At 55.6% G+C, this 10187-nt stretch carries 9 protein-coding genes; 5 read left to right on the forward strand and 4 right to left on the reverse strand.

The features are described 5' to 3' along the window. A partial coding sequence (locus tag B2W52_RS07640; protein ID WP_286802257.1) for a sigma-54-dependent Fis family transcriptional regulator occupies positions 1–1397 on the forward strand: 1397 nt, incomplete at its 5' end. A 25-nt stretch (positions 1398–1422) separates the two neighbouring features. On the opposite strand, the gene glpK is transcribed toward B2W52_RS07640, so the two are convergent. Further along, positions 1423–2895, reverse strand: a complete 1473-nt coding sequence (glpK, locus tag B2W52_RS07645; protein ID WP_273070497.1) for a glycerol kinase GlpK — start codon at positions 2893–2895, stop codon at positions 1423–1425. Between the two features lie 204 nt (positions 2896–3099). Between glpK and B2W52_RS07650 the strand changes: the two genes are divergently transcribed. Both B2W52_RS07650 and glpD read left to right on the forward strand, forming a co-directional pair. Further along, positions 3100–3858, forward strand: a complete 759-nt coding sequence (locus B2W52_RS07650; protein ID WP_008174631.1) for a DeoR/GlpR family transcriptional regulator — start codon at positions 3100–3102, stop codon at positions 3856–3858. 181 nt (positions 3859–4039) lie between these two features. After that, entirely contained in the window at positions 4040–5569 is a 1530-nt protein-coding gene (gene glpD, locus B2W52_RS07655) for a glycerol-3-phosphate dehydrogenase (RefSeq protein ID WP_008174629.1), read from the forward strand. A gap of 10 nt (positions 5570–5579) precedes the next feature. On the opposite strand, the gene B2W52_RS07660 is transcribed toward glpD, so the two are convergent. Then, positions 5580–6188 (reverse strand): uracil-DNA glycosylase family protein, encoded by a 609-nt coding sequence (locus tag B2W52_RS07660; protein ID WP_273070498.1) that lies wholly within the window; start codon positions 6186–6188, stop codon positions 5580–5582. Positions 6189–6280: 92 nt separating this feature from the next. Here B2W52_RS07660 and B2W52_RS07665 point away from each other — a divergent pair, with 92 nt between their 5' ends. Continuing rightward, entirely contained in the window at positions 6281–7021 is a 741-nt protein-coding gene (locus B2W52_RS07665) for a nitroreductase family protein (protein ID WP_008174625.1), read from the forward strand. 21 nt (positions 7022–7042) lie between these two features. On the opposite strand, the gene glk is transcribed toward B2W52_RS07665, so the two are convergent. Then, complete coding sequence (glk, locus tag B2W52_RS07670) at positions 7043–8008, reverse strand: glucokinase (protein WP_008174623.1); 966 nt, start codon at positions 8006–8008, stop codon at positions 7043–7045. Next, on the reverse strand, positions 8005–9825 hold the full coding sequence (gene edd / locus B2W52_RS07675; protein WP_286802265.1) for a phosphogluconate dehydratase: 1821 nt from the start codon (positions 9823–9825) through the stop codon (positions 8005–8007). The genes glk and edd overlap by 4 nt, the downstream gene beginning before the upstream one ends. 169 nt (positions 9826–9994) lie before the next feature. Here edd and B2W52_RS07680 point away from each other — a divergent pair. Beyond that, a partial coding sequence (locus B2W52_RS07680; protein ID WP_286802268.1) for a glyceraldehyde 3-phosphate dehydrogenase NAD-binding domain-containing protein occupies positions 9995–10187 on the forward strand: 193 nt, incomplete at its 3' end.

Here is a 10187-nt window from a genome sequence, read left to right on the forward strand (position 1 = left end):
TATTCAGCGACGCTTACCTGCCACAGGCCCACACCCTCGGCATGGTTCGGCTACTTTCACAATCTGTCGAAAATCGTCTCATCAAACGTCAGTTTGGCCCCGATCATTTTCAGATTACCCTGAACACCACGGCGGATAACTTTGACAGCCCCTGGTCGGGCATCCTGGTTTGCGATGATTTCGGAAAGGTCATTGCAAGCAACCAGCGAGCGGACCAGTTACTGGGAATGAATACCGTCGAGGCCCGCCTGGATGAGTTGTTTACGAGCCGCCGGCATCAAATTCTTGAGCATCCAGAAACTGAAACCTTGCAACTGACCACTCGCAGCAAGGTGCGACTGAGCGCAAGGATCAAACGCCCTACAAGGGTTAACGAAAACCCGAATCGGATCGATCGGTTATCTCAGTCGAACGAGGGCTGTTATTCAGATGAGTTGCTGGGTATCGACAACCTGGAGTTCGGTGATTCGGCAGTAAAGCGTTGCGCTACACAAAGTCTCAAAGTACTTCAGCGGGGTGTCCCGGTTCTTATCACCGGCGAGACAGGGGTCGGCAAGGAAGTGCTGGTCAAGGCCCTTCACCGGGCATCCCACCGAAAGGATCAACCACTGGTCGCGGTTAACTGCGCGGCCATTCCGCCGGAACTGGTTGAGTCGGAACTGTTCGGTTACGAAGCCGGCGCCTTCACCGGCGCCCGGGCGCAGGGTTCGCTGGGCTTTATTCGAAAGGCCCACAAAGGCCTCCTGTTTCTTGATGAGATTGGCGAAATGCCCCTGTCGGCCCAATCCAGGCTGCTACGGGTACTCCAGGAACGGCTGGTTACGCCAGTGGGTTCTACCGACAGCGTTCCCGTTGATATTCTGCTGGTTACCGCAACCAACCAACCACTGGGCACACGTATCGAAAGCGGCCATTTCCGGGCGGACCTTTACTACCGGATCAACGGGCTATGCGTGGAACTCCCTGCGCTCCGAAACCGATCCGACAGGTCGCTGCTGATACAGAACCTCTATTCCCGACACCGTGACCCTGGTCAATCGGAACAGCTGTCTCCTAAAGTGCTTTCGGCCTTTGAGAACCACCCTTGGCCGGGTAATATCCGCCAATTGGTGAACGTGTTGCGGGTGGCGATCGCCATTGCTGACGGGGAAGATGTGCAGGTATGGCATTTACCGGAAGACTTTCTTGCAGAATTCGAGACCGCCGCAGGCGAGGAATCCGATCCACGGATAGCGGAACCACGAGCCCCGGGCGTTGAGGTTGAACAGGAGGATACACTCGCCACAACTCTCAAGGTGTACCGCAAGTGCACTGGCAACGTGTCACAGGCAGCGAGAGAGCTGGCCATCAGCCGAAACACACTATACAAGCGTCTTCGGGAATTAGGGGTTCGCTAAACCGCGTTTCCGCAACATCGTATCGTCAAAGCTTCTGAACTGCCTGGATCCAGCCATCGTAAAGCTTGTCCCGGTTCTGCTTCGTCATGACTGGTTCAAAATTCCGGTCACAGCACCACAGATCCGAGAGTTCCTCAAGAGAGCCATAGACTCCGGCTTTCAGGCCGGCTAGGTAGGCAGCGCCCAGCGCAGTAGTTTCAACCAACGACGGGCGATCCACCCTCGCACCGAGAATGTCAGCCAGAAACTGGAGCACCCAGTTGTTGGCCACCATGCCACCGTCAACTCTGAGGTTGACCGGGCGAATGCCGTCTTTTTCCATGGCTTTCTGCAGATCCTTGGTCTGATAGCAAACAGACTGCAGGCCCGCCGTGACAATCTCTTTTATACCGGTATCGCGGGTAAGACCGAAAATGGCGCCTCTTGCATTGGGATCCCAATAGGGCGCGCCGAGTCCTGTAAATGCTGGCACCAGATATACTCCGTGGTCCATGGGCGTACCCTCTGCGAGCGGCTCTGTTTCACAAGCATTCCGGATTAGCTGAAGTCCGTCTCGCAGCCATTGAATGGTTGCGCCCGCGATAAAAATACTGCCTTCCAGGGCGTAGGTAGGCTTACCGTTCAGCCGATAGGCCACCGTTGTGAGCAAGCGGTGTTTCGACTGCAAAGCTTTGTCCCCAGTGTTGAGCATCAGGAAACAACCGGTTCCGTAGGTGCTCTTCGCCATGCCAATGCCGAAGCAGGTCTGACCAAATAGAGCGGCCTGTTGATCTCCAGCAATACCGAGCACCGAGGTTCCGTTAAGGGCTCCACCCTCTGTGATCTCTCCGAACTGATCGGCAGAGTCCATCACCTCCGGCAACAGCGATTCGGGAATGCCGAAAAGCTCCAGGAGCTCCGGATCCCATTTCTGGTTGTGAATGTTGAACAGCATCGTACGGCTGGCATTGGTCGCATCAGTGCGATGCTCTCGGCCACCGGTTAGTCGCCACAACAAAAAGCTATCGACGGTACCGAATGCGAGCTCACCGCGCTCCGCTCGTTCCCGCACTCCGTCGACATTTTCCAGAATCCAACGGATCTTGGTGGCCGAGAAATAAGGATCAATCAGCAAACCGGTCTTGCTGTTGACCCAGGGTTCGAGCCCTTCACGTTTCAGGGACTCGCAGTAGGAGGCGGTTCGCCGGTCCTGCCAGACGATAGCGTTGTATACGGGCTCTCCGGTATTCCGATCCCAGACTACCGTGGTCTCGCGTTGGTTGGTGATGCCTACGGCAACCACTTTACCGCAATCACCACACTCTTCGGCCATTACCGCGTCACAGGTGTGCTGAACCGATGACCAGAGATCCTCCGGATTGTGCTCAACCCAGCCGCTTGCCGGGAAATGTTGGGGAAACTCTTGTTGGCGGATAGCGTGTATGTTGCCCAGTAGGTCAAAGAGTATGGCACGGGAACTGGTTGTACCTTGATCGATGGAAAGTATGTACTGACTCATGGTATTTCGACCTGGGTTTCTTATTTTTTCGCATTTTTGCTTTTTTGAACATAAATTCCAAGTAGTTTTCACTTAAAGCGCGCGTCCAACTCGCCGAACCTTTTAAAGAAGCTGCATAACCCGCTGAAAACTACTAAGCTTTAAAACTGTTTTCGGACGCACAGTATTTCGCATGAGAAAAATGATAAAGCGGAGGAGGCTTTCATGGCACAGCGTCGCCGACAGGATCTTATTATGGAGCTGATCCAGCAGAACGGTTTTGTCACGACCGAACAGCTGGTGGACCAATTCAAGGTAACGCCCCAGACGATCCGCCGGGACCTGAATGAACTCGCCAAGGAGAAAAAGCTCCGCAGACACCATGGCGGAGCAGGCATTGACTCCAGCACAGTCAACACCGCCTACCAGGCTCGAAAGATAATGGATCTGGAAGCCAAGGAACGAATTGCACAAGCGTTGGTGGAGCTCATCCCTGACAACTCCTCCATGTTCATCAATATCGGCACCACCACCGAGACCATCGCTAAGGCTCTGCTTGAGAAGAACAACCTACAGATAGTTACCAACAACCTGCACGTTGCGTCCATTCTTTCGGCCAAAGAAGATTTCCATGTAATCATCGCTGGCGGAGAGGTGCGCAACCGTGATGGCGGAATTGTCGGTGAAGCTACCATGGACTTCATCAATCAGTTCAAGATGGACTTCGGCATCATTGGAATCAGCGGTATTCACAATGATGGTTCCCTCCTCGACTTCGATTACCGCGAAGTCCGAGTCGCTCAGGCAATCATCGCCAACTCCAACCAGGTCCTTCTTGCTGCCGACCACTCCAAGTTCGGACGAAATGCCATGGTCCGTCTCGGTAACATTTCCCAGGCCGATCATGTGTTTACGGATCAGCAACCTCCCGTAGAAATCCGTCAGTTGCTGAACGAACACAACGCTCAGCTCCATATCGTTTAATAGTTTTTCGCTTGTTCCCCTCTGCGAAAAGGTGATCGCGCTACGTTTTTCGTTTTTTTTCTATTTTTTCCTTTACGAATATATATGCCTTTCGCATAATAGCGATATACCGCATATTGAACACTGAAAAGTGCGCATCGCAACAAAGCGCCTTTTCAGAGTCGTCAGGAGATGACCAACAATGGCTATGGAGCATGAGCAGTTTGACGTTATCGTCGTTGGTGGCGGAGTCAACGGCACGGGCATTGCCATGGATGCGGCGGGACGGGGACTGAAAGTTCTGCTTTGCGAAATGAATGACCTGGCCTCAGCCACCTCATCAAGCAGCAGCAAGCTGATACATGGTGGGCTGCGGTACCTGGAACATTATGAATTTCGCCTGGTCCGGGAAGCCCTAGCCGAGCGCGAGTCTCTGCTTCGCAACTCACCACACATCATGTGGCCCATGCGTTTCCGGCTGCCTCACCGCCCTCACCTGCGGCCAGCCTGGATGATTCGCACCGGCCTGTTTCTCTATGACCATCTGGCAAAACGGGAAATCCTTCCGGGCTCCCGCTCGATCAAATTTGATGAGAAGGACCCTCTGAAGCCCGATATCACCAAAGGCTTTGAATACTCGGACGGCTGGGTAGACGATGCCCGTCTCGTGGTGCTGACCGCAAAGAAAGCACAGCAGTTTGGCGCACAGATACTGACCCGCACCAAATGCGTCAAGGCAGAACAGGGCTCAAAGGAATGGGAGGTCACACTTCGTGATATGACCAACGAAACCGAAAAAACGGTATCGGCGAAGGCTATTGTGAATGCCTCTGGCCCCTGGGTAAGCAAACTGTTCGGTGAGACTCTTTCAATGCCGGCGCCCAAGATGATTCGCATGGTGAAAGGCAGTCATATTGTGGTACCGCGCATGAACAAGGGCACCGAGGCCTATATCCTTCAGAACGAGGACGAGCGGATCGTTTTCGTCATTCCCTACGAGGACGAATTCTCACTGGTGGGCACCACCGACGTCGATTATGAAGGCGACCCGAAAAAAGCAAAGATCTCACCTGAAGAAACCGACTATCTCCTGAACATCGTAAACTCCCATTTCAAGCGGCAACTGGAGCCTTCGGATGTGATTTGGTCCTACTCTGGCGTGCGGCCCCTGATGGACGATGAACAGGAGAATGCCCAGAAAGCGTCACGGGACTACTCCTTTGAGGTCAATAGTGAAAAAGGTAAGGCGCCGCTGATTTCGGTATTCGGAGGCAAGATCACCACCTATCGCAAACTGGCCGAAGCCGCCACGGACAAGCTGTGCCAGTTCTTCCCGGAAGCCGGCGGTCGCTGGACCAAGACTGGTGTTTTGCCGGGCGGAGACTTTGCCAATCATGAAGCACTGGAAGAAACCCTCAGACGTGATTTTCCCTGGCTCTCCGAGAAGGTGATCAGTCGCTATGTGCGTACCTACGGCACAACCAGTTACGACATTCTCCATAATTGCCACTCAATGGACGATCTGGGCGAACACTTCGCAGGAACCCTCTATCAACGGGAAGTCGAGCACCTGATAAAGAACGAATGGGCGATGACCTCGGAGGATATTCTCTGGCGTCGTACTAAACAGGGACTTTATTCGAGCGACGCGGATGTGGAAGCACTGGACCGCTACCTGATGAAAAGCGCTTGTGCCGACACTCGCAAGACTTCGCTCCATCACAGCGCCTGAACCCCTCCGGTCACTGTTGCTCCGGCCCAAGAAGCAGGGCAACTCTTTGTTGCAGCTGGGGCACAACCTCGTCTTCGAACCATGGATTCCGACGCAGCCAGAGGTTATTTCTTGGGCTGGGGTGAGGCATTGGGACTATCTCTGGCCAATACTTCTGCCAATGCTCAACATTGGCCGTTACGGACTGACGACAGTCCGGCAGATGCCAGGTGTGCGCATACTGCCCGATAACAAGAGTCAGACCTATGTCTGGCAGATGATCCAACAGTAAATTGCGCCAGGCTGGCGCGCACTCCGGCCGCGGCGGAAGATCCCCGGATTTTCCGGTACCCGGATAGCAAAACCCCATCGGCAGGATCGCGAGCTTCTGCTCGTCATAGAAGGTATCCCGGGTAACCCCCATCCATTGCCGAAGCCTATCGCCGCTGGGATCGTTGAAGGGCAGCCCGGTTTCATGCACGCGCCTGCCCGGAGCCTGCCCGACTACGAGAATTCTGGCGCTTTCAGATATCTGTATGACAGGCCTCGGCCCGCGTGGAAGAACCTCGGCGCAAAGCGTACACGCCCGCACGCGCCGAACCAGGTCATCGAAGGGAAGCCGGGAAAGGTCCTCTGTCATGAGCGTTCCGTTATCAGGGTGATTGCATATACCGTCATTTCCCGTAACGATAGAGGCACAATCACGACACAACAAGTCTCGAAGGACACATCATGAATGCGAAAGCAGGCTCTCTCCCGCTGCCGGAAATCGATATCGAAGAGTTCCGGAAAGTTGTTCGCACGCGCCGCTCCATCAGGCGCTTCACCGATGAGCCGATTCCTGAGGCCGTGCTTGAAGATTGCCTGGAACTGGCAACCCTGGCTCCGAATTCCAGTAACCTTCAGCCCTGGGAATTTTTCGTTGTCCGCACGCCGGAGCTCAAGGCAGAACTCGCCCACGCCTGTCTTGGCCAGAATGCAGCGAAAACCGCCGCTGCGCTGATCGTAGTGGTTGCCCGACCGGATAGCTGGCGGGCTCATGCACGGCAAGCTCTTGAGGATTGGCCAGAAGAAAAACTGCCGCCCATCGTCGAAAAATACTACCGCAAAGTTGCCCCGATTCATTACAACCAGGGGCCGCTTGGTATTCTGGGTTTAGCCAAAAAAGCGGCAGGCCTTGCGGTGGGAATTACCAGGCCGGTGCCCCGGGGGCCCTACTCCAATTGCGAGATGAAAATCTGGGCTACCAAATCCACAGCCCTGGCTGCCCAGAACCTCATGCTTGCGCTCCGCGCTCACGGGTATGATTCCTGCCCCATGGAGGGTTTTGACGAGCATCGAGTGAAGAAGCTTATTAATCTGTCCGGAAAAGGACTGGTAACCATGGTACTGGCAGCCGGCAGACGGGCTGAAAACGGCGTCTATAACCGCCAGTACCGTTTTGATCAGCGCCAGATGGTGCACTACCTCTGATCCGGCAACGGCAATCCGGCCTCAGACCTCAGGATTGCCCAGTGCCTCGGCAGCCCCCAGCAGGCCGGTGTAGGGCTCGGTGACCACATAAACAGGTGTGAACTCCAGCAGCGGGCGCATTCTTCCCTTATCCTCAAAGCCATTTCGGAACGGGCTTTCGAGAAAGAACTCGAGGAAACGGGGCAGGATTCCGCCACACAGGAAGACACCGCCTGTGCCACCCAGGGTCAGAACGCCATTGCCGGCTACCCGACCGAGAATTTCACAGAAATGGCTTAGCGTGTGGCGGGCCAGCCTGTCGGTGTTTTCTAGCGCAGCCGCGGTGATTTTCTCCGGCGCATCCAGTGGCGCCGCAACGCCCTGAATCTCCGCATGGGCCTGATACAGGTTCAACAAGCCCTGACCGCACAGGATCCGTTCCACGGAAACCCGGCCAAACCAGGCCTTGAGAATCCGCAGCACAGCCATTTCGGTATCGTCCGTGGGCGCGAAATCCACGTGGCCACCCTCGGTCATCAACGGCACCCAGCCATGCTCGATGGGCACCAGCCCTGAAACACCGAGCCCGGTTCCCGGACCCATCACCAGCCGGGGGCGCCGGATGTCACCGGGGCCGCCGCAAACATGCACCAGATGGTCGTTCGCAACGTGAGGAACGCCGAGGGCCATGGCGGTAAAATCGTTGATCACCTTGAACCTGGACCAGCCAAACTGTGCCCGAACTTCTTCGGTATCGAAAAGCCAGTGGTTGTTGGTCATCCGAACCTGGGTCCCGCGAACCGGTGAGGCAACAGCCAGACAGGCCCCATCGACCTCCGAAACCCCAACCCGAGCCAGGTAATCCCGCACTGCGTCATCGAGGTTCGCGTATTCCCCGCAGGGCAAAATCTTGATGGCACGAGGCTGCACGGTTCCCTGCTCTACTAGGGCAAAACGCGCATTGGTGCCACCAATATCACCGACCAGTGAATAGTGTGTTGCTGTCATGCCTCGTGATTCCAGAAAAAGCTGGCCCCTTCCTCGGGATTGCTGGCAGCACGTCGCATCCAGCCGAACAACTCCCGACCGTAGCCGTGATGATACCCGGTCAGGTCCGCTTTTTCAGATTCCCGGCCGGCGAACTCCTGATCATCCACGCGGATGACAAGAACACCACTCTCGGCATCCAGACAAACCATGTCGCCATTCTTGACTTTGGCCAGCGGGCCACCGTCCAGCGCCTCCGGGTAGACATGGATCGCCGCAGGCACCTTGCCCGACGCACCGGACATACGGCCATCCGTCACCAGACCCACCTTGAATCCGCGATCCTGCAACACGCCAAGGTAGGGGGTAAGCTTGTGCAGCTCTGGCATGCCATTGCTCTTGGGACCCTGGAAACGCACGATCACAATACAATCCCTGTCCAGATCTCCTGCCTCAAAGGCTGCCTTGAGTTCGTTCTGGTCGTTGAACACAACGGCCGGTGCTTCAACTTTACGGTGCTCCGGGGCAACGGCAGAGACCTTGATAACGCCCCGACCAAGGTTGCCATCAAGCACCCTCAGCCCACCATCGGGTGCAAACGGCTCGGCAACCGGGCTGAGCACATCCGGGCGAAGGCTTTTTTCCGGCGCGGGCTTCCACACCAGTTGCTCATCCGACAACTCCGGCATCTCGGTATAGCGCTCAAGGCCATAGCCAACCACTGTGTTCACATCGTTATGAAGGTATCCGCCGCTCAGCAGCTCCCTGATCAGGAACGGCGTTCCGCCAGCCTCGTGGAAAGCATTCACGTCTTCCTGCCCGTTAGGGTAGATCCGGGTCATGGACGGAACCACGGAGGAAAGCTCGGCGTAGTCGTTCCAGTCGATGATCATCCCCGCCGCCCGGGCAATCGCTATCCAGTGAATGGTGTGATTGGTGGAACCGCCAGTAACCAGCAGCGCCACCAGAGCATTGACGATGCTCTTTTCATCCACCATATCGCCCAGACCCAGCTCGCCACCGTGAGGCTTGGACAGCCTGATCACCTGCTCGGTCGCCGCCCGGGTAAGCTCATCACGGAGCGGCGTATTGGGGTTCACAAACGCAGACCCCGGCATATGCAGGCCCATGACTTCCACCAACAGCTGGTTGCTGTTGGCGGTGCCGTAAAACGTACAGGTGCCGGGGCTGTGATAGGACTTGCTCTCGGCCTCCAGCAATTCTTCCTTGCCAACCTTGCCCTCGGCGTAAAGCTGGCGAATCCGCTGCTTTTCCTTGTTCGGGAGCCCTGAAGGCATCGGCCCTGCGGGGACCAGAATGGTAGGGAGATAGCCGAAGCTCAGCGAGCCGATCAGAAGGCCAGGCACAATCTTGTCGCAGATCCCCAGAAGCAGCGTGGCATCGAACATGTTGTGACTGAGGGCCACGGCCGTACTCATGGCAATGGTGTCCCGGGAGAACAGACTCAGCTCCATACCCGGCTGGCCCTGGGTTACGCCGTCACACATGGCCGGCGTACCCCCGGCCACCTGAGCCACCGACCCCATTCCACGGGCCGCCTCCCGAATAATATCCGGGAACTTTTCGTAGGGTTGGTGGGCCGAAAGCATATCGTTATAGGCCGTTACCATGGCCACGTTGGCCTTGTTCATGAATTTCAGGGTGTCTTTGTCGCCCTGATTACAGGCCGCGAAACCGTGGGCCAGATTGCCGCAGGACAGAGAGCTCCGGTGTGGAGACTGGGCTTTGAGGGCATTCATGCGGTTCAGGTAATCCTGCCGCGTTGGGCGACTGCGCTCGATGATTCTCTGGGTAACCTTATCTACGGTCGGGTGCATGGTGGGCTCCATTGCGTAATTTATTAGAGTGGTCGTTTTTAGACGTAATTTTACTTCCTTTTTTTGGCATTTCCACCGGTTAATCGTTCATTTCTTCTTTTTTTGTTGTTATATTTACTACATTACTGAGGTAAAACGAACAAAAAACGACCACCCAAGGAGTCAGACAATGACGATCCGTATCGCAATCAACGGTTTTGGCCGCATCGGTCGCAATGTTCTCAGAGCATTGTATGAAAATAACTACCGGAGCCAGCTACAGGTTGTTGCCATTAACGACCTTGGCGACGCCGAAACCAACGCCCATCTGCTCAAGTATGACAGTGCTCATGGTCGATTTGAGGCCGATGTCAGCCACGACT

This window comes from Marinobacter sp. UBA2498 (genome assembly GCF_002341575.1).
Taxonomy (GTDB): Bacteria; Pseudomonadota; Gammaproteobacteria; order Pseudomonadales; family Oleiphilaceae; genus Marinobacter; species Marinobacter manganoxydans.

Excerpts from the sequence above, each read along its gene's own strand:
- glpD (WP_008174629.1), top strand. The coding sequence starts at position 4,040 with ATGGCTATGGAGCATGAGCAGTTTGACGTTATCGTCGTTGGTGGCGGA.
- B2W52_RS07665 (WP_008174625.1), top strand. The coding sequence starts at position 6,281 with ATGAATGCGAAAGCAGGCTCTCTCCCGCTGCCGGAAATCGATATCGAA.
- glk (WP_008174623.1), bottom strand. The coding sequence starts at position 8,008 with ATGACAGCAACACACTATTCACTGGTCGGTGATATTGGTGGCACCAAT.
- glpK (WP_273070497.1), bottom strand. The coding sequence starts at position 2,895 with ATGAGTCAGTACATACTTTCCATCGATCAAGGTACAACCAGTTCCCGT.
- B2W52_RS07650 (WP_008174631.1), top strand. The coding sequence starts at position 3,100 with ATGGCACAGCGTCGCCGACAGGATCTTATTATGGAGCTGATCCAGCAG.
- edd (WP_286802265.1), bottom strand. The coding sequence starts at position 9,825 with ATGCACCCGACCGTAGATAAGGTTACCCAGAGAATCATCGAGCGCAGT.
- B2W52_RS07660 (WP_273070498.1), bottom strand. The coding sequence starts at position 6,188 with ATGACAGAGGACCTTTCCCGGCTTCCCTTCGATGACCTGGTTCGGCGC.